The 18517-nt window shown below is 59.7% G+C and carries 17 protein-coding genes; 12 read left to right on the forward strand and 5 right to left on the reverse strand.

The features are described 5' to 3' along the window. Window positions 1–71: 71 nt before the first annotated feature. The 3 genes from CPter91_RS27310 to CPter91_RS11180 all read left to right on the forward strand — a co-directional run bounded on the left by CPter91_RS27310 (window position 72) and on the right by CPter91_RS11180 (window position 2445). On the forward strand, window positions 72–548 hold the full coding sequence (locus CPter91_RS27310; RefSeq protein WP_236906008.1) for a hypothetical protein: 477 nt from the start codon (window positions 72–74) through the stop codon (window positions 546–548). After that, window positions 515–1957 (forward strand): collagen-like triple helix repeat-containing protein, encoded by a 1443-nt coding sequence (locus CPter91_RS27545; protein WP_269465563.1) that lies wholly within the window; start codon window positions 515–517, stop codon window positions 1955–1957. Before CPter91_RS27310 ends, CPter91_RS27545 begins: the two co-directional genes overlap by 34 nt. A gap of 197 nt (window positions 1958–2154) precedes the next feature. Continuing rightward, a complete protein-coding gene (locus tag CPter91_RS11180) occupies window positions 2155–2445 on the forward strand; it encodes a hypothetical protein (RefSeq protein ID WP_061940199.1) in 291 nt (96 codons plus the stop codon). 12 nt (window positions 2446–2457) lie between these two features. On the opposite strand, the gene CPter91_RS11185 is transcribed toward CPter91_RS11180, so the two are convergent. From CPter91_RS11185 to CPter91_RS11205, 5 genes are all read right to left on the reverse strand, one after another. Next, entirely contained in the window at window positions 2458–4026 is a 1569-nt protein-coding gene (locus CPter91_RS11185; RefSeq protein WP_082792776.1) for a sensor domain-containing diguanylate cyclase, read from the reverse strand. Between the two features lie 36 nt (window positions 4027–4062). Next, entirely contained in the window at window positions 4063–5085 is a 1023-nt protein-coding gene (locus CPter91_RS11190; RefSeq protein ID WP_061940201.1) for a GlxA family transcriptional regulator, read from the reverse strand. A 314-nt stretch (window positions 5086–5399) separates the two neighbouring features. Further along, complete coding sequence (locus CPter91_RS11195; RefSeq protein ID WP_061940203.1) at window positions 5400–5693, reverse strand: transposase; 294 nt, start codon at window positions 5691–5693, stop codon at window positions 5400–5402. 21 nt (window positions 5694–5714) lie between these two features. Further along, window positions 5715–6599 (reverse strand): hypothetical protein, encoded by an 885-nt coding sequence (locus CPter91_RS11200; protein WP_061940206.1) that lies wholly within the window; start codon window positions 6597–6599, stop codon window positions 5715–5717. A gap of 97 nt (window positions 6600–6696) precedes the next feature. Then, window positions 6697–7098 (reverse strand): hypothetical protein, encoded by a 402-nt coding sequence (locus CPter91_RS11205; protein ID WP_236906009.1) that lies wholly within the window; start codon window positions 7096–7098, stop codon window positions 6697–6699. Between the two features lie 684 nt (window positions 7099–7782). Between CPter91_RS11205 and CPter91_RS11210 the strand changes: the two genes are divergently transcribed. The 9 genes from CPter91_RS11210 (at window position 7783) to CPter91_RS11250 (ending at window position 18480) form a co-directional block, all read left to right on the forward strand. Beyond that, on the forward strand, window positions 7783–8667 hold the full coding sequence (locus tag CPter91_RS11210) for a DMT family transporter (protein ID WP_061946119.1): 885 nt from the start codon (window positions 7783–7785) through the stop codon (window positions 8665–8667). A 211-nt stretch (window positions 8668–8878) separates the two neighbouring features. Continuing rightward, the gene (leuC, locus tag CPter91_RS11215; protein ID WP_061940210.1) at window positions 8879–10279 is read left to right on the forward strand and encodes a 3-isopropylmalate dehydratase large subunit; all 1401 of its coding nucleotides are present in this window, start codon (window positions 8879–8881) and stop codon (window positions 10277–10279) included. A 20-nt stretch (window positions 10280–10299) separates the two neighbouring features. Then, window positions 10300–10422, forward strand: coding sequence for an entericidin A/B family lipoprotein (locus CPter91_RS11220; protein WP_061940213.1), 123 nt, complete (start codon window positions 10300–10302; stop codon window positions 10420–10422). A 54-nt stretch (window positions 10423–10476) separates the two neighbouring features. Continuing rightward, complete coding sequence (gene leuD, locus CPter91_RS11225) at window positions 10477–11124, forward strand: 3-isopropylmalate dehydratase small subunit (RefSeq protein WP_061940215.1); 648 nt, start codon at window positions 10477–10479, stop codon at window positions 11122–11124. Between the two features lie 141 nt (window positions 11125–11265). Beyond that, a complete protein-coding gene (gene leuB / locus CPter91_RS11230; protein ID WP_061940217.1) occupies window positions 11266–12336 on the forward strand; it encodes a 3-isopropylmalate dehydrogenase in 1071 nt (356 codons plus the stop codon). Between the two features lie 77 nt (window positions 12337–12413). Further along, a complete protein-coding gene (gene asd, locus CPter91_RS11235; RefSeq protein WP_061940219.1) occupies window positions 12414–13547 on the forward strand; it encodes an aspartate-semialdehyde dehydrogenase in 1134 nt (377 codons plus the stop codon). Between the two features lie 251 nt (window positions 13548–13798). Next, window positions 13799–16774 (forward strand): motility hub landmark protein FimV, encoded by a 2976-nt coding sequence (locus CPter91_RS11240; RefSeq protein WP_061940221.1) that lies wholly within the window; start codon window positions 13799–13801, stop codon window positions 16772–16774. Between the two features lie 129 nt (window positions 16775–16903). Further along, window positions 16904–17713: a tRNA pseudouridine(38-40) synthase TruA gene (truA, locus tag CPter91_RS11245; RefSeq protein WP_061940224.1), complete on the forward strand. Its 810-nt coding sequence runs from the start codon at window positions 16904–16906 to the stop codon at window positions 17711–17713. A gap of 92 nt (window positions 17714–17805) precedes the next feature. Next, the gene (locus tag CPter91_RS11250; protein WP_061940226.1) at window positions 17806–18480 is read left to right on the forward strand and encodes a phosphoribosylanthranilate isomerase; all 675 of its coding nucleotides are present in this window, start codon (window positions 17806–17808) and stop codon (window positions 18478–18480) included. Window positions 18481–18517 lie beyond the last annotated feature (37 nt).

Consider the following 18517-nt stretch of genomic DNA (forward strand, 5'->3'; position numbering starts at 1 on the left):
GAAAACGGGCCTGGTTGCAGCATCCTTGTTGCTGACAAGTTTACTGGCTGGCTGCTCTAGTGGCGGCGACCTTGGAAAATCATTGGGCTCGGGAGCGGGAGTTACACAGGGGACCGGCGGCGCCGGGGCTGGCGCGGGAGGCGGCGGCACTGGAGCAGGCGGAGGCGGCAGTGGCACGGGTGATGGCGGTGGCACAGGTGGCGGTGGCAGCGGCACAGGTGGCGGTGGCAGCGGCACAGGTGGTGGCGGTACAGGCGGCGGTGGTGGCGGCACAGGTGGCGGTGGTGGCGGCACAGGCGGCGGTGGCGGCGGCACAGGCGGCGGTGGTGGCGGCACAGGTGGCGGTGGTGGCGGCACAGGTGGCGGCGGTGGCGGCACAGGCGGCGGCGGTGGTGGCACAGGTGGCGGTGGCACAGGCGGTGGTGGTGGCGGCACAGGCGGCGGTGGCGGTGGTACAGGCGGTGGCGGCGGCACAGGCGCTTCAGCCAATTTCATCTCCAATGTCGGCACTACAGTGTCCGGTACAGGTGCAGCACTGGGTGCGATAGGCGATACGGTGATCAACAACGTGCCGCTGCTCTCGACCCAATCCAAGGGCGGCTTGACAACCGTGGTCGATAACGGCAGCGGCATTGTCAGCACGCTGGGCGCCGGCGTCACAAATGGATTGGGCCAGCTCGGCAGCAATCCTAATGCGCTTGGCACTACCGTCGGCAGCGTTGGCGGCGCCGTCACGCAAACCGGCAATGTGGTGCAGGGTGTCGGCCAGGTGGTTTCCGGGCTGGGAACCGGACCATTGGCGCCATTGGCTGCCGTGACTACGCCGGTGGGCAATCTGGTAACCCAGGTGGGAACGGCTGTTTCCGGACTGGGAGCGCCGGTGACGACCTTGCTGACTACCGGCCCGGTACAGCAGATCACGCAAACCGTCGGCCAGGCAATCGTTCCATTGACCAGCACGGTAACGACCTTGACCCAGACCGTCGGTAACGCAACCGGCCTGAACCAGCCTGTGAACGGCTTGCTGGTGGCGCTGGGCGGAACCGTCAATGGTATCGGCAAAACGCTGACCGGAGCGAATGTCCCTGGCGTGAGCAGCCTGGGCGGAGTAGTCAGCGATCTTGGCGGCACCGTGGCGGGCCTTGGCACCAATGCATTGGTCGGTACCGGGCAGCCTTTGCTGGGCAACAAGACCGGCGGTCTGTTGCAACCTTTGGATAACGTCTTGACCGGGGTGGTCGGCGGGCTGGGAAGTGCGGGCGGCGCTGGCGGTGCGGGTAACATCCTGGCTCCGGTGACTGGCCTGCTGGGCGGCTTGACTGGTGCGGCTGGCGGCGCTGGCGGTGCTGGCAACATCCTGGCTCCGGTGACTGGCCTGCTGGGTGGCTTGACCGGCGCGGCTGGCGGTGCTGGCGGTGCGGGTAACATCCTGGCCCCGGTGAAGGGCCTGCTGGGCGGCTTGACCGGTGCAACTGGCGGCGCTGGCGGTGCGGGTAACATCCTGTCTCCGGTGACTGGCCTGGTAGGCAGCTTGACCGGTGCGGCCGGCGGCGCAGGCGGTGCTGGCAATATCCTGTCTCCGGTGACTGGCCTGGTGGGCAGCTTGACTGGTGCAGCCGGCGGCGCTGGTGGTGCTGGCAACATCCTGGCTCCGGTGACTGGCCTGGTAGGTAGCCTGACTGGTGCAGCCGGCGGCGCAGGCGGTGCAGGCGGTGCAGGCGGTGCAGGCAACATCCTGGCCCCGGTAACCGGCCTGGTAGCGGGCGTGACAGGTGCCGCAGGTGGCGCGGCCGGCGGTGCCGGTGGTGCTGGCGGCGCGGGCATACTGGCTCCAGTGGTGAATCTGGTGGCAGGCTTGACCGGCGGCAAAGGAACCACCGGTGGCACAGGCAACACCGATGCCCTGGCTCCGGTGACTGGCTTGCTGAACGGCTTGCTGGGAGGCGGCAAGAAGTAATCCGGCCGTGCTGGTCCAAGGAAGCGCTGGCCTCTGGTCAGGCTTCCTTGCCCGGGCGCCTGATTGGAAACAGTGACGAGCTGCTGCGACGCTCTCGCCATTGAAAGTAGGCCGAAAATCTGTCGCAACCTGTGACTCCAGCTTGAACCTTGCTTCCATGGCCAGTGTTTCCGGCAGCACGCAAACAACCGCGCCACATGCCGAATCCGGCTGAATCCGGCGCGACAGTATCGGTGAACACAGCCAGTCAAGCAAACGCCGACATCCAGTACTTAATTCTTCGAGGTGGGATCATGAGAGCCGAACAAATAGTCGATTTGATCGCATGTGCCAGCCCACAGGCGCAGGTGCCGGGAAATGATCTGCTGATCGGGATGCTGGCGCGCGAAATCGCGTCACTGTCGTACAAGCTCACGGAACAGGAACTGTATCGGTTGATCGCGGTAGGCTCGCTGGTTTACGAAAGAGGGCGCCGCGGCCGCATATGAAGCCACTGCGCTTCAGCGCAGATCCTCGCTGGAGCGCACGCAGTTACGCCCCGCAGCTTTGGCCGCATACATTGCCTTGTCTGCCGCCTGTATCAATTCAAAAGGAATGTTGTCATCCCTGAGTGGAACGAAAGCTTCCACGCCGGCGCTGATCGTGATCATGCCGACCGGCCCGAACGCATGCTCTATCTGCAGGTTGTAGATCGCCTGACGGATTTTTTCTGCGACGGCAATCGCGCCTGCCAGATTGGTATCGGGCAGCAGGACTGCCAGTTCTTCGCCGCCGTAACGGGCGGCCAGGTCGCCCGGCCGGTTCTTGCTGGCTTTCACGACTTCACTGATCTGCCGCAAACATTCGTCGCCGGCCAGATGTCCATAGATATCATTGTATTGCTTGAAGTAGTCGACATCGATCATCACTAGCGCCAGCGAGTTCGCATTGCGCGTGGCGCGGCTGAATTCGTCGCGCAAGGTGCTGTCGAAATGGCGCCGGTTGGCGAGGCCGGTCAGGCTGTCTTGCATGGCCAGCTGTTCCAAGTGCTGGTTCAGGGTGCGCAAGGATTCCTGGACTTGCAGCAAGCCAGCCTCCGCCGCCAGGCGCAGCTGGATCTGATGGATCAGGCGCCAACCTAGCAATCCCAGGGCCAGCGTCAGCAGCAGAGCGCCAAGCACATGCAGGTAAGTGTCGGCGCGCCAGTCGGCCAGTACTTCCTCCTTGGAGCGGGCGACCGTGATGAACAGTGGGTATTGCACCAGGTGGCGATAGGCAATCAGCCGCTCGACGCCATCCTGGCCGGAGCGCATGACGGCGGTGCCGACCGCGTTCTTGGAAGCGTAATCGCGATAGATCGGATAGTTGGCCAGGTTCTTGCCGATCACATTGTCCAGCATGGGACTTCTGACCAGCATCGTGCCGTCATTCAGGCTGAGGAAGATCGAGCCGGCGCGGCCGATATCGAAACTGTCGTAGAAATTCTTGAAATAGCCGATGTTGATGGTGGCCAGGGCCAGTCCGGCAAAACTGCCGTCGGCGTGATTGTAGCGGCGCGAGACAGTAACGATCCATGCACCTGTGGAGCGGCTGCGCACCGGCGGTCCGATATAGGCGCCGCGCTCGAGATGGTCGCGATGATAGCGGAAGTACTGGCGGTCCGAATTATTGACGATCGGGATGGGCCCGCTGCGGGCGTTGACCAGCCAGAGTCCGGTTTCGTCGTAGATCGAGAGGTCGTTTAGCTGCGGCAGTTCGGCGATATGCTGCATCAGCAGCTTGTGCAGGCGCTCCAGCGAGGCGCCGCTGTTGCCGTCCAGTTCAAGGTGTTCAACCACGCCGATCAGCACCGTATCTGCCTGCTTGATGGTGTCGTCTGCATGCTCCGATAGCGCGCGCGCCAGGTTGCTGGTGGCAATTTCGGTTTCCTGCAGCTCGACGATGCGTGCATTCCAGCTGCGCCAGGCTTCCACTGCCAATAGCGATACGCATACCAGCACCACGAACAGTGTCGCCAGAAAAGTGATCGGCAGGGGTTTGAGGTTGGTGCGCACTTGGCGGGCCGCTATCGCGATGGTTGTCGTGTTCATCGGTGCTCCAGGCAATAGCGCGTCCCGGTCCATGGCTCAGCTTGGCCGTATGCCTTTGCGGTATTCCGTCGGAGAGGTCCACATATGCTTGCGGAACAGCTTGGCGACATGCTCGCCGCTGAACAGGCCGCAGCGCCTGGCTATCTTGTCCACCGGCAGGTCGGTCTCGGTTAGTTGCTGGCGCACTGCCTCGAGCCGCAGGTTGAGCAGGAAATCATGTGGCGTCTGTCCGGTTTCGCGCTTGAACTGGCGCACGAAATTGCGTTCGCTCATGGAAACGAAATTGGCGGCGTCGACCACGCTGATGGATTCCGCCAGGTGCTCCACAAACCATAATGACGCGCGCTGGATCTTGCTGGTTTTGACCGGCAGGCTGGCAGGCGATGCCTGGTTGGCGGGCGGTGTGTCGCGGCGGCGCTGGCAGACTACCAGGCTTTGGGCCACCCGCCGCGCAACTGCCGGGCCGAGGTCATTTTCCAGCAGGCGCAAGGCCAGGTCGGTCGCCATGCCGACATCGCAGGAGGTGAAGATGCCTTCGTCCTCGCTGATCTGCGCTTCGCGTTCAATTTTGATCAACGGAAATTCGCGCGCCAGTTTATCCAGCAAAGCCCAATGGGTGGTGGCGCGGCGGTTGTTGAGAAAACCGGCGGCGCCGATCACGAAGACACCGGTGCAGATCGCAGCAATGCGGCGCACGTTGCCGCGCATGTGCTGCAGCCAGGCGATCAGGACGGGATCGCGGTAAGCGTCGAAATTGCCGGTGCCGCTGGCAATCAGCAGGGTATCGAAATGATGCTTGTCGAAAGATGCCAATGCAGACGTCATGATCTGCACCGAAGCGGACGACATGATCATGCCGCCAGAAATGGAAAGCACCGACACGGCATAGCGTGTTGTGCCGGGAAATACCGTAGAGATCAGTTTGTCGCCGACGCCAAAAACATCTGCAGCGCCGACTACGTCAGCCAGTACCACGCCTTCAAAAACGATGATCCCTATATGCCTGGTTGAGCTGCCATTGTCTATCACCTCAAGTGTCTTTGTGCACTCGATATCCATGTGACTCTCCCTGCCGCCAATCTACCGTTTTGCATTGCCGGACCGCAATTTTTTATTGGTAAATTACTATTCCCCATTCTGCTACAAAACTGGACATTGTCCAGAGAATGATTGTTAAATTTAGTTAGTTCTGTGGCGCGTTAACACAAATTTTTCTATGGCTAAAAAAATGGGCCTTGAATTTTTTCCGTGCACCAATGTTAATTTCTCGTGAGTATTTATTTGACATTCGAAACAGTTTTTTCAAGCTCCAACAAAAAAATATTACGATTTACATTGTTTCTAACAATAAGCATTTTTTGCATCGGGCGCGTTCAATTCGATGAACTGTAGTGCTCGTGCTTGCTCCTCTTTTCTTCCAGCGCGTCTTGCAAACGAGAGTTTTCCAGCGTCAGTTCAGCCACAATCTGCTTCAGCTTGGCATTTTCTTCCTGCAAGCATTTCAAGTCTTGCGGATAGTCGGGCAGGCCTCCATATTGCCGCTTCCAGTTGAGGAAGGTGCGCTCGGTGATCCCGGCCTGCTTGATCACATCGGCCAACGGCATGCCCAGTTCTTCCTGCTTCAGGGCCGCAGCGATCTGGTCGCTGGAGAATGGCGAACGCTTCATGGCATTCCCTCGCATTCTGTTTTAGCGATCTTTTAATGCAGACAGTTCCGGCATCTTGTCCAGGCCAAGGCGAGCCCGAATCAATGGGTCCTTATATTGATCGCCGATGTTCATCAGGTTTTGGCTGACGGCATTGTTTTCTGCGGAAGGCGCAGCTGGGGATGCTGGTGCTGCAGCTCTTTCCATGCCTGGGCAGGAGCGTCCAGTCGATTCAACCGCCTTGCGGTTGGCTTCGCTTTGGCAGAGCAGGGCAAGCGCAACGTCGTTCAGGCCCATCGCACGGAATTCCCTGGAGTCAAGACGCCGGACGCAAGCCTGGTCGACCATGGTGGTGCCGCCGGTGGCGCCGAAACCTGTGAATGACAAGCCGAACGATGCCGAACCCATGCAAGTGTCGGACAAAGTAGTGGTCAAGGAAGGCGCCACGATATTCGGTACGGTCTTGACGGTATAAGTGCCGCCGTAGTCGACCGTGGTCAGCGTGTTGTTGGGGCTGCTGCCGGGTTCGCCTGCTGCGGCGGTGGTGCCGCCGGCGCCGCTGGTGCTGCCGGTTGCCGTGCTTGGCAGCGATACTGATACGCTCACTGTCGAGTTGCCGCCAGCTGAGTTCGAGTGTGAATTACCGCCGGCGCCGCCGGCAGCAGTGGAGTTGCCGCCGGTCGATGAGGAGCGCGATGCGCCGCCGCCGATCGCCGATGCGTTGGATCCGCTGGTCGAACCGCTGCTGGAATTGCTGTTGGTGCCGATGGTGTTAACGCTTGAACCGGCGCCTTGAGAAGTCGAGGTGGAAGTCGAGCCCGAATTGGAGCCCGAGTCCGAAGTGGAACCGGATATGATATCCGCCAGCGCCAGATTCGTCGCTGAGAGAGCGATCAAGAGCGCCGTTGCTTTAAGTGCGCATTTCATTTTTTTCTCCTAGCGGGGCTACTCGGAAATTGCTTTCCTTTCGCCCCTTACGAACGGTTGGCCTGGAGCTACGATGAGGTAGCCGTTAATGCCTGATTTAGAAATGGAAGAAGAAAGCGCCGCTGGCTGTATTGGCGCCTGCTGCTGCGCCAGTATTCGAACCGGAAGTGCCGCCTGCAGCCGAACCACCATGGCCGAAACCACCTGCTGCGCTAGTATTGGTCGATGTGGTGCTGGTTTGGGAGCCTGTGAGCACGCCATTTGGGCCAAATGTAGCGCCTGAGGTTGCCATGCCGCTGCTGCTGTTGGTAGTTGTGGCGGCATGAATGCCGTTGCCCACGCTGACTGCGCCCGAACCGCCCCCGGAGCTGGAGCCCGATGAGGAAGAAGCACCGGCATTGCCGGCGGTGCCAGCACCGACGACGGTGACTGCACCGGCCATTGCTGCGTAACCACAAAGCACGGAAGCCAGAACTGCGATAGTTGTCTTGCGTAACATTTTGATTCTCCTTAAGGTGGGGGCGTCATTCACCGTGTTGTCTCGTCTATATACGCCCCGATTAATAGACAAGAATTGCTCAACTCAAATATCCATGCGCTGTCGGCGGCGAGCAGTGCTGTCTGATTTCGACAGGACGGCGCGTGATCGAAAATGCCGCGCTTGGTTCCGTCAGTCGCGCCGTTTAGAGGGCTCGCTCGTTTGCGTTGATCTGATAATAGGATTGCAAGTTGAAGTGTTTACGACAAAACCTTGTCAGCTTCGGCCAGATAAGTTGGCCGATTTGGCTAGTGTTTTTCCGTGCTGCATCTTGTGAGCGCTAACAAAAAAAATATAAAAAACCTATTTCATTCTTGGCGTTGAAATAGCGCTGCGGCGATTAATGGCGTGTGGAAAAACTATCGGTGAATTGCGATGTCCGTTTTTGACAAGGCGGAAAACAACATGTGCACATTCTTGATTGCTTGACTGAAATTGCGCGTGGAGCGTTGGCGACGCATGCGGCGGTCGTGAAGTTTTTTTTGTGGCGCGGGCTTGTACAGCGGGCGTTCGCATCGATTTTTTTTGCGCTCGGCATGGCGTCGGAGGTATGAATTTTTTACGCCGCCGCGTTTATCGGATATATTGCCGCATACCAATTTGCTGCCTCGTCGCCAGGGCGCCCACCATATCGAAAAGGTAGTCATGAATATTGCGGAACTGTTTTCTCTCGCGGCCATCTGGGGCGCGTCGTTTCTTTTCATGCGCATCGGTGCGCCGGAATTCGGTCCGGTGCCGCTGATCGCCTTGCGTGTCGGCATTGCTGCGCTGGTGCTGCTGCCGGTATTGCGCTCGGCTGTTGCGCGTGGTCATTTGCGCAGCAAGCTGTGGCCGATGCTGGTGGTTGGCGTCACCAATTCGGCCTTGCCGTTCTCGCTGTTTGCTTACTCGACCTTGTACGTGAATGCCGGTTTCGATGCCGTCTTGAACGCCACGGTGCCGTTGTGGACCGGCTTGATCGCGTTCGTCTGGCTGAAAACCCCGATGAGCCGGCCGCAGGTGGCCGGCATGCTGGTCGGCATGGCCGGCGTGATTGTTCTGGTGTGGGACAAGATCGGCGAAGGGCAGCCCGGGGTCTGGCTGGCGACCGGGGCAGTGCTGCTCGCGACGCTGTCCTACGGCTTCGCGATCAACTATTCGAAAACCCGCTTGGCCGGCGTGCCGCCTTTCGTGGTGGCGTGCGGCAGCCAGCTGGCGGCAACCTTGGTGCTGTTGCCGCTGGCAGTGTTGTACTGGCCGTCGGCGCCGGTCTCCAGCATCGCCTGGTATTCGGTGCTGGCGCTGGGCGTGCTGTGCACCGGTGTGGCTTATGTGATTTTCTACCGCCTGCTGGACCGCGTCGGCTCGGCCTATGCGGCTTCCGTGACCTTCCTGATTCCGATCTTCGGCGTGATCTGGGGCGCAATTTTCCTGAAAGAGCAGGTGACGCTTGGCATGGTCCTCGGCTGCCTGATCATCTTGCTGGGAACCGCGCTGGCGACGGGCAAGCTCGATCTGTCCGCGTATCTGCGCGGGAAGGTGGTCAAATAAGCGATGAAATAAGCGGTCAAATGAGCGGCCCAATTCGAGCTAAACGATTTCCTGCCTTGGGGCCTGTTCCGGCGCGAATCCGTGAATATAAGCAACACACCGGGGCATGAATGTCATTTTCACGAGGCCCTAGGGTATTAGTGGGCTGCTTCTATGGCATAATCAAGAGCTAAATTCACTGTTTTGCGCGGTCTCCAAACCGCCCTGGATCATGCTTAAAACGCTCTATGACAAACTCTGGGATGCCCATGTCGTCCATACCGAACAGGACGGCACGGCGATTCTGTATATCGACCGACATCTTTTGCACGAGGTCACCAGCCCGCAAGCCTTCGAGGGACTGAAGCTGGCCGGGCGCAAGCCATGGCGTCTGCCGGCCAACCTGATGGTGGCCGACCATAACGTGCCGACCACCGGCCGCGCCAATGGTATTGCCGATCCGATATCGCGCCTGCAGGTCGAAACGCTGGACGCCAACGCCAAGAGCTACGGCCTGACCTATTTCGGCATGAATGACCACCGCCAAGGCATCGTCCACGTGATCGGACCGGAGCAGGGCGCGACCCTGCCGGGCATGACCGTGGTCTGCGGCGATTCGCATACTTCTACCCACGGCGCCTTCGGCTGCCTGGCGCATGGCATCGGCACCTCGGAAGTCGAACACGTGCTGGCCACGCAGACCCTGCTGACCAAGAAATCCAAATCCATGCTGGTGCAGGTCGACGGCGCGATTCCCAACGGCGTTACCGCCAAGGACATCGTGCTGGCTGTGATCGGCCGCATCGGCACGGCCGGCGGCACCGGTTACGCAATCGAGTTCGCCGGCACGGCGATTCGCGCCTTGTCGATGGAAGGCCGCATGACGGTCTGCAACATGGCGATCGAAGCAGGCGCTCGCGCCGGCATGATTGCTGTCGACGACACTACCCTGAACTACGTCAAGGGCCGGCCGTTTTCGCCTGCCGGACCGCATTGGGAGCGCGCCGTGACCTACTGGCGCACACTGCATTCCGATCCCGGCGCCAAATTCGACATGGTGGTGACGCTGAATGCCGCCGAGATCAAGCCGCAGGTCACCTGGGGCACTTCGCCCGAAATGGTGGTGGCCGTGGATGGCCGCATCCCCGATCCGGACAAGGAAAAAGACGCCACCAAGCGCGACGGCATGGAAAAAGCCCTGGCTTACATGGCGCTCAAGCCGAACACCGCGATTGAAGATATCCGCATCGACAAGGTGTTCATCGGTTCCTGCACCAACTCACGGATTGAAGATCTGCGCGCGGCGGCGGCAGTGGTGCGCGGCAAGTTCCGTGCTTCCAATGTCAAGCTGGCGATGGTGGTGCCGGGCTCCGGCCTGGTCAAGGAACAGGCGGAGCGCGAAGGCCTGGACAAGATTTTCAAGGATGCCGGCTTCGAATGGCGCGAACCGGGCTGCTCGATGTGCCTGGCGATGAATGCTGACCGGCTGGAGCCGGGCGAACGTTGCGCCTCCACCTCGAACCGCAACTTCGAAGGTCGGCAAGGCGCCGGCGGCCGTACCCATCTGGTCAGCCCGGCGATGGCGGCGGCGGCAGGGATCGCCGGCCATTTCGTGGATATTCGCTCGTTATAAGATTCAAGGATGGAACAATGATGAAGAAAATAATCACTTTGTGCGTGTTGCTGACTAGCGTTTGTGCACTGACTGCTTGCAATACCTTTCACGGCTTCGGTAAAGATGTAGAACACGTCGGCGAGAAGATTCAAGGCAAGTGATCACCCGCGCAAGCGGAATGGCGCCGGCAAAGGCGCATCAAGATTGGATATGTGATGAATAAATTTACTGTACTGGATGGCTTGGTGGCGCCGCTCGATCGCGCCAATGTCGATACCGACGCCATTATCCCCAAGCAGTTCCTGAAGTCGATCCAGCGTACCGGTTTCGGTCCCAACCTGTTCGATGAATGGCGCTACCTGGACCATGGCGAGCCGGGCGTGGATAACTCGCGGCGTCCGCTGAATCCGGATTTCGTGCTCAACCAGCAGCGCTACCAGGGCGCGTCCATTTTGCTGACGCGTAAAAATTTTGGCTGCGGTTCATCGCGCGAGCATGCACCATGGGCGCTGGACCAATACGGCTTCCGCGCTGTCATCGCGCCGAGTTTCGCCGATATTTTCTTCAACAACTGTTTCAAGAACGGCTTGCTGCCGATCGTGCTGCCTGAAGCGCAGATCGACCGCCTGTTCGACGAAGTCAAGGCTTTCCCCGGCTACAAGCTGGTGATCGACCTGGAAAAGCAACTGGTCAGCACGGCTAACGGTAATCTGGCTTTCCCGTTTGAAGTCGGCGAGTTCCGCAAATACTGCCTGCTCAACGGGCTGGACGATATCGGCCTGACCTTGCGCCAATCGGACAAGATCCGCGAATTTGAAGAGCGTCATTTGTTTGCGCAGCCTTGGCTGAGCAATACAATTTGACTATTTGGGGACAGAGTCGCACGGATAGTGCTGCACGGGAAGTGTTTAAGAGCCGGCGTAGCGCGGCGAATTACACTATCCGTGTGACTCTGTCCTCAACTGATCAGGCAAAATATTTTTGAATATTCAATCCAGGAAAAAATGAAAATAGCAATCTTGCCAGGTGATGGCATCGGTACGGAAATCGTCGAGCAAGCGGTCAATGTGTTGAACGCGCTGGGCGAAAAATTTGAACTGGAAACGGCGCCTGTCGGCGGCGCCGGGTATGCCGCGCACGGCCACCCGTTGCCGGATGGCACCCTGAAGCTGGCAAAAGAAGCTGATGCCATTCTGTTTGGCGCCGTAGGCGACTGGCAATACGACTCACTGGAGCGTTCGTTGCGCCCGGAGCAAGCGATCCTCGGCCTGCGCAAGCATCTCGGCCTGTTCGCCAACCTGCGTCCGGCGATCCTGTATCCGGAACTGGCCAACGCCTCGACGCTGAAGCCGGAAGTGGTGTCCGGCCTGGATATCCTGATCATCCGCGAACTTACCGGCGACGTTTATTTCGGCCAGCCGCGTGGTGTGCGGACGGCGCCGGACGGCGCTTTCAAAGGCGAGCGCGAAGGTTTCGACACCATGCGCTATGCGGAACCGGAAATCCGCCGTATCGCCCACGTCGCCTTTCAGGCAGCGCAAAAGCGCAGCAAGCGCCTGACCAGCGTCGACAAGGCGAATGTGCTGGAAACCTTCCAGTTCTGGAGAGACATCGTCACTGAGGTGCATCAGGAATATCCTGATGTTGAGCTGGATCACATGTATATCGATAACGCCGCGATGCAGCTGGTGCGCGCGCCGAAGAAATTCGACGTCATCGTCACCGGCAACATGTTCGGCGACATCCTGTCCGACCAGGCTGCCATGCTGACCGGTTCAATCGGCATGCTGCCGTCGGCTTCGCTGGACGCCAACAACAAGGGCTTGTACGAACCGTCGCACGGTTCGGCGCCGGATATCGCCGGCAAGAACATTGCCAATCCGCTGGCGACCATTCTGTCGGCGGCCATGATGCTGCGTTTCTCGCTGAACAAGGCGGAGCAGGCCGACCGCATCGACAACGCCGTCAAGAAAGTCTTGGCGCAAGGTTTGCGTACCGCGGATATCTACGAAGCGGGTACCACCAAGGTCGGCACCAGCGAAATGGGCGCTGCAGTGGTCAAGGCGCTGGGATAACGTTGGGATAAGAGAATTTGGCAGGTGGGTCTGCCGTGGAGTGCGGGGCTTTCCCCCGATATTGTTAGGGAATCATGATGAAACTGGTTGGTTTGGTCGGTTGGCGTGGCATGGTGGGTTCGGTCTTGTTGCAGCGTATGCAGGAAGAGGGCGATTTCGCCTATATCGAACCAGTATTTTTCTCAACTTCAAATGCCGGCGGTAAAGCCCCGGCGCTGGCGAAAAACGAAACAACGCTGAAAGACGCCAGCGATATTGAAGCCTTGAAAAAATGCGACATCATTATTACCTGCCAAGGCGGCGACTACACCAGCGAGATTTTCCCCAAGCTGCGTGCGGCCGGCTGGAACGGCTATTGGATCGATGCTGCATCGACCCTGCGCATGAAGGACGACGCGATTATCGTGCTGGATCCGGTCAACCTGGATGTCATCAAGGACGGCTTACAGCGCGGCGTCAAGAACTACATCGGCGGCAACTGCACTGTATCTTGCATGATGATGGGCCTGGGCGGCCTGTTCGAGCATGACATGATCGAATGGATGACCTCCATGACTTACCAGGCAGCCTCGGGCGGCGGCGCCCAGCACATGCGTGAGCTGCTGACTCAGTTCGGCTCCATCAACGCCGAAGTCAAGGCGCTGCTGGACGATCCGAAATCGGCAATCCTGGAAATCGACCGCAAGGTGCTCGGTAAGCAGCATGCGATGTCGGCTGAAGAAACCAAGCAGTTCGGCGTACCGCTGGGCGGCAACCTGATTCCCTGGATCGACAAGGATCTGGGTGAGGGATTGTCGAAAGAAGAATGGAAAGCCGGCGCCGAAACCAACAAGATCCTCGGCCGCGGCGAAGGTTTCAGCAACGGCGGCAAGGTAATTCCGGTGGATGGCCTGTGCATCCGTATCGGCGCCATGCGCTGCCATTCGCAGGCATTGACCATCAAACTGAAGAAAGATGTACCGCTGGATGAAATCAATGACATCATTGCCAGCAATAATCAGTGGGTCAAAGTGGTGCCTAATGACAAAGAGTCATCAATGCACGACCTGACGCCGGCTGCAGTGACGGGCAGCCTGACAATTCCTGTCGGTCGTCTGCGTAAATTGCAGATGGGTGGCGATTATTTGTCAGCATTTACCGTCGGCGACCAGCTGCTGTGGGGTGCGGCGGAACCGCTGCGCCGCATGCTGCGCATCGTCCTGGACAACTGAGCCGCTGACTTGTCACGGTAGTTGTGATATTGTTGCCGACTTGCAATAGAGCCCGCTAAGGAATTTCTTAAAGGAAACCTTGCGGGTTTGATGTATCTAGCGGTATTGATTGGCATTTATTATTATTTGGCAGTGTTTATCGCATATTGATACGCATGCATGTCAATCTGCATATTGATTTTTAAAAAAACTGGGTACAGTATTTGCTTTCAGCAAGATTTGTCTCCTTATACGCCAACGGATAGTCCTTCATGCCACACAACATGCACCCGAATTCTTCGAATAAATTTATTTCCACCGGTTTAAAGACCCTCACCGCGGCCGTGGTTTCGACCCTGCTGATGGTGGCTAATGTCGAGGCTGCCGGACTGGGTAAATTAACCGTGCTGTCCTCGCTGGGGCAACCGTTACGTGCAGAAATTGAACTGACCTCGGTTAGCCAGGATGAGGCGACCGGACTGGTCGCCAAGCTGGCGAGCCCGGAAACCTACCAACAGGCGAATATCGATTTCAATCCGGCCTTGCTGTCCCTGCAGTTCGCTATCGATCAGCGCGGCGACCGCCGTTTTGTGCGCGTCACGTCCAGCCAGCCGATCAATGAACCCTTCGTCGACATGCTGATGGAGCTGGGCGGCACCAAGTCGCACCTGGTGCGCGAATACACCTTGCTGCTGGATCCAGCCGGCCAGCGCCAGGCGCAACCGGCCCAGATGGCCGCGCCGGCACGTAGTGGCACTACCGGCACTGCCGCCGCCGCACCGGTCGCCCGCATGGCGCCAAGCCAGGCTGCACCGTCGTCGCAATCCAGCGGCGGTTCGACCATTTCCGATGCTACGCGCGCCGCGGCAGCCAGAGCGGTCGCCGGTGGCGGCAATAGTCCTGCAGCTGGCAAGGCGACAGGCTCGGGCAGCCCGGCCAAGGCAGCACCGGCAGCGGAATCCTCGGGCGGCGATTATCACGTCAAGAAGGGCGATACACTGGCGCGCATCGCCAGCGAAAACCTGCCTGCCGGCGTTTCGCTGGACCAGATGCTGGTGGCCCTGTACCGCAGCAATGAAGGTGCGTTTGTCGGCAAGAACATGAACCGCCTGCGTTCCGGCCAGATCTTGTCGATTCCTGATGCCGCCAGCGCTGGCAGCGTCAGCAAGTCGGAAGCGCGCAACGTGGTCGTGGCGCAGTCGAAAGACTTCAAGAGCTATCGCAATACGCTGGCCGGACTGGTTGAGTCGGCTGCGCCGGCTGCCGGCGCCGAACCGCGTCAAAGCAGCGGCGGCAAGATCACCGCCAAGGTGGAAGAGCAAGCCACGCCTGCCAGCGAATCCCGCGACAAGCTGAAGCTGTCGCGCGGCGCGGCTGCGGCTGGCGCTGCCGACGCCAAGGCAGCTGCCACGGCGGCGACGGAAGAGAAGATCGCCCGCGACAAGGCGGCGGCTGAAGCTCAGTCGCGCGTCAAGGAACTGGAAAAGAACGTCAGCGATCTGCAAAAGACGCTGGAACTGAAGAACAAGAACCTGGCGGACCTGCAGAATCAGGCAGCGAATGTGAAGCCTGCCGCACCAGCGGCGGCGCCGGCTCCTGCCGCGGCTCCAGCTCCTGCGCCGGCAGCAGTCCCGGTTGCAGCAGCGCCAGTGGCACCAGCACCGGCTCCAGCACCAGCCAAGGTTGAGACGGCAGACGCCGCGCCGGCCGCCGGCGCCGCTATCGTCGCCACCGGCGCAGCAGCGCCTGTGGTTGCTGCCGCGGCCGACGCCAGCGCTACCCCGCCGGCAGCGCCAGCGGCTGCCGATGCGCCCAAGCCTGTGGTCAAGCCGAAGGCCGCGCCTGCGCCTGTCCCAGAGCCAGGCATGCTTGCCAGCCTGACCGACAATCCTTATCTGTTGCCGGTAGGCGGCGTACTGGTTGCCTTGCTGGCCGGTCTCGGCCTGTTCCGCTATCGCCGCAACCGGGCGCGCCAGCAAGCGTTCCTGGACAGCAGCGGTGCGCCAATGACGAATTCAGGCCTGAAAGGCAATTCGCTGTTCGGTTCGACCGGCGGCCAGAGCGTCGATACCAAAAACAGCATTTTCAATTCGAATTTCGTGCCATCGGTCAGCCATCTCGACACCAACGTCGATCCGGTCGCCGAAGCTGACGTCTACATCGCTTACGGACGCGATGCCCAGGCTGAAGAAATCCTGAAAGAAGCCCTGCGCAACCAGCCAAGCCGCAACGCGATTCGTGTCAAGCTGCTGGAAATCTACGCTAACCGCAAGGATCCACGGTCGTTTGAAATCCTGGCCAGCGAGTTGTACAGCCTGACCCGCGGCGAAGGCGAGGATTGGCAACAGGCGGCTGCGCTCGGCCTGAATGTCGATCCGGCCAATCCGCTGTACGGCGGCGGCAAGCTGCAGGACCAGGTGATTGCCAAGGCCGATGCGATTACCGCGCCGACCCAGCCTATGGATGGCCTCGATTTCAACTCGCTGACAGCACCGACCGAGCCGCAAAAGGCGCCGATTCCTGAGCTGGTGCACACCGCTCCGGCGGCAGAATTGCTGGCGCCGTTGAGTCAGAATGACTTGGGCAAGCAAGGCAGCGCCGCTGCCAAGGCCGAGATCAACGATATGGATTTCGACCTGGAAGAACTCGGCAGCACTGCTTCGGCCAACCAGAACACCGTGTTGCTGTCGCCGCTGCATGAAGCCGGCAAGTCGATGCTGGATTCGCTCGATTTCGAGCTGGACCACAAGGCCGCTGCCCCGGCAGCTCCGGCCGTGCCCAAAGCGGTTGAGAAGGCAGCACCGGCAGCGCCAGCAGTGGCTGCGTTCGGCGCACTCGATTTCCCGGCCGGCGGCCAGCCGTCCAACTATGAGCCTGCCCACGCGCACATCGACCTGCCGTTTGAAACCAAGCCGGTAGTCAAGGCGCCTGCTGCACCTTCCTATGCGCAGCATGCGGAGCCGATGGTGGCGCCGCTGGAATTCAATCTGTCCGGCATGAACCTGGATCTGGACAGCGCAGTGCACGCGCATGCTCCGGCAGCTGTCAGCGCCCCTGTAGCTGCGGCTGTAGCCGCTGAAGCAGCATCGGCCAGCGCCAATCCTGAAATGGCGACCAAGCTCGACCTGGCAGTCGCCTACAAGGAAATCGGCGACAAGGAAGGTGCGCGCGAGTTGCTGGAAGAAGTCTTGAAGGGCGGCAGTGCAGAGCAGGTGGATGCAGCGAAGCTGTTGATCGCTAAACTGTAATTGACGGGATTGGTGGCTTGTTACATGACTGAGGCAGCAACCCGCTGTTAAAATCAAGGTAGCATTTTGCCAAAAGGACGGGCGCAGCGTAATGCTAGCGCCCGTTTGCATTTATAAAACAGGAATTGGATGAAACGTATCGTTCTCGGCGTGCAGTACGACGGCACGCCTTGGCAAGGATGGCAGACCCAGCCCAGCGGCAAGACCGTGCAGGACCGGCTGGAGGCTGCCCTGCAGAAATTCACCCAGGGAGCGGTCGCCACCACCTGCGCCGGCCGCACCGATTCAGGCGTGCATGCGCTGGAACAGGTGGTGCATTTCGATACCCACTTGTCGCGTGAGATATTTTCCTGGGTGCGCGGCTTGAACGCCTTTTTGCCGCCATCCATCGCCGTGCGTTGGGCGCATGAGCTGCAGCTGGCTGCCGATGGTGACGAGCAGGATAATTTTCACGCCCGTTTCAGCGCCAGCGCCAGGACCTATCATTACCTCTTGTACAACAATCCGGTGCGCTCGCCGCTGCTGGAAGGGAAGGCCGGATGGGTATTCCGGCCGCTGGATGTCGAACTGATGCGGCAGGCGGCGGCCCATCTGATCGGCACCCACGATTTTTCCGCCTTCCGCGCCATCGAATGTCAGGCCAAGTCGCCGGTGCGCAGCATGGACCAGATTGCCATAGAGCGGCGCGGCGACCTGATCGTCTTCACCTTGCGCGCCAATGCCTTCCTGCATCACATGGTGCGCAATATCGTCGGCTCCCTGATCTATACCGGCAACGGCAGCAAGCCGCCGCAATGGATCGCCGAACTGCTGCAGCAACGCGACCGCAGCCGGGCGGCGCCGACCTTTATGCCGGATGGCCTATACCTGGCGCAAGTGGCCTACGATCAGAAATGGCAGTTGCCGCAGCAGCCGGCAGGGCTGCTGCCCTGGCTGTAAACTGGGGAATCCGCTGTCATCCGCGGTTACCTTGCCATGCTGGCAGGGTGATATAGTGTATTTATTGAAGTCTTGTTGAATCGACCACTCTCATGAGCCACCGTACCAGAATCAAGATCTGCGGCCTGACCCGCGCGCAGGATGTGCGCGCTGCCGTGGAAGCGGGCGCCGATGCGCTCGGTTTCGTGTTCTATCCCAAGAGTACGCGCTACGTCACGCCCAGCCAGGCCGCTGCCCTGATTGCCACGGTGCCGCCTTTCGTCACCACGGTCGGGCTGTTCGTCAACGCTGAAGCGGCGCAGCTGCAGGAAATCGTGGCTGAGGCGCCGGTATCGCTGCTGCAATTCCATGGCGATGAAACGGTAGAACACAGTGTGGCGCTGGCGGCGGCAGTCAACCGGCCCTTTATACGCGCCATGCGCATAGGAAATACAACCCTGGCCGCAGATTTGATAGAATATGCCCAGGCCTACGCAGCCGGCAGCCATCTGTTTTCCGGATTGCTGCTGGATACCCTGGTAGAAGCTTACGGTGGCAGTGGAAAGGTATTTGATTGGTCTCTCATCCCAAAAGAGCTCGCGCCTCAGGTCGTTTTAAGTGGTGGCTTGAGCGTGCACAATGCGACTGACGCGGTAAGACGCGTACGTCCCTTTGCGGTCGACATCAGCAGTGGCGTCGAACAAGAAAAGGGCATCAAGGACGCCGCCAAGATTCGCGCATTCATTGCCGCGATACGGCAGGCGGATGCTGATCTGAACGAACTATAAGCGCAGCGGGCAAGACAGCTGCAGCATCGCTCCGGTC

This window comes from Collimonas pratensis (genome assembly GCF_001584185.1).
GTDB classification, from domain to species: Bacteria; Pseudomonadota; Gammaproteobacteria; order Burkholderiales; family Burkholderiaceae_D; genus Collimonas; species Collimonas pratensis.

What these genes read in the sequence shown, in the direction of transcription:
- leuD (WP_061940215.1), top strand. Translation starts at nt 10,477, where the DNA reads ATGAATAAATTTACTGTACTGGATGGCTTGGTGGCGCCGCTCGATCGC.
- leuC (WP_061940210.1), top strand. Translation starts at nt 8,879, where the DNA reads ATGCTTAAAACGCTCTATGACAAACTCTGGGATGCCCATGTCGTCCAT.
- truA (WP_061940224.1), top strand. Translation starts at nt 16,904, where the DNA reads ATGAAACGTATCGTTCTCGGCGTGCAGTACGACGGCACGCCTTGGCAA.
- CPter91_RS11180 (WP_061940199.1), top strand. Translation starts at nt 2,155, where the DNA reads ATGCCGAATCCGGCTGAATCCGGCGCGACAGTATCGGTGAACACAGCC.
- CPter91_RS11240 (WP_061940221.1), top strand. Translation starts at nt 13,799, where the DNA reads ATGCCACACAACATGCACCCGAATTCTTCGAATAAATTTATTTCCACC.
- CPter91_RS11250 (WP_061940226.1), top strand. Translation starts at nt 17,806, where the DNA reads ATGAGCCACCGTACCAGAATCAAGATCTGCGGCCTGACCCGCGCGCAG.
- CPter91_RS11205 (WP_236906009.1), bottom strand. Translation starts at nt 7,098, where the DNA reads ATGTTACGCAAGACAACTATCGCAGTTCTGGCTTCCGTGCTTTGTGGT.
- CPter91_RS11190 (WP_061940201.1), bottom strand. Translation starts at nt 5,085, where the DNA reads ATGGATATCGAGTGCACAAAGACACTTGAGGTGATAGACAATGGCAGC.
- leuB (WP_061940217.1), top strand. Translation starts at nt 11,266, where the DNA reads ATGAAAATAGCAATCTTGCCAGGTGATGGCATCGGTACGGAAATCGTC.
- CPter91_RS11195 (WP_061940203.1), bottom strand. Translation starts at nt 5,693, where the DNA reads ATGAAGCGTTCGCCATTCTCCAGCGACCAGATCGCTGCGGCCCTGAAG.
- asd (WP_061940219.1), top strand. Translation starts at nt 12,414, where the DNA reads ATGAAACTGGTTGGTTTGGTCGGTTGGCGTGGCATGGTGGGTTCGGTC.
- CPter91_RS11200 (WP_061940206.1), bottom strand. Translation starts at nt 6,599, where the DNA reads ATGAAATGCGCACTTAAAGCAACGGCGCTCTTGATCGCTCTCTCAGCG.
- CPter91_RS11185 (WP_082792776.1), bottom strand. Translation starts at nt 4,026, where the DNA reads ATGAACACGACAACCATCGCGATAGCGGCCCGCCAAGTGCGCACCAAC.
- CPter91_RS11220 (WP_061940213.1), top strand. Translation starts at nt 10,300, where the DNA reads ATGAAGAAAATAATCACTTTGTGCGTGTTGCTGACTAGCGTTTGTGCA.
- CPter91_RS11210 (WP_061946119.1), top strand. Translation starts at nt 7,783, where the DNA reads ATGAATATTGCGGAACTGTTTTCTCTCGCGGCCATCTGGGGCGCGTCG.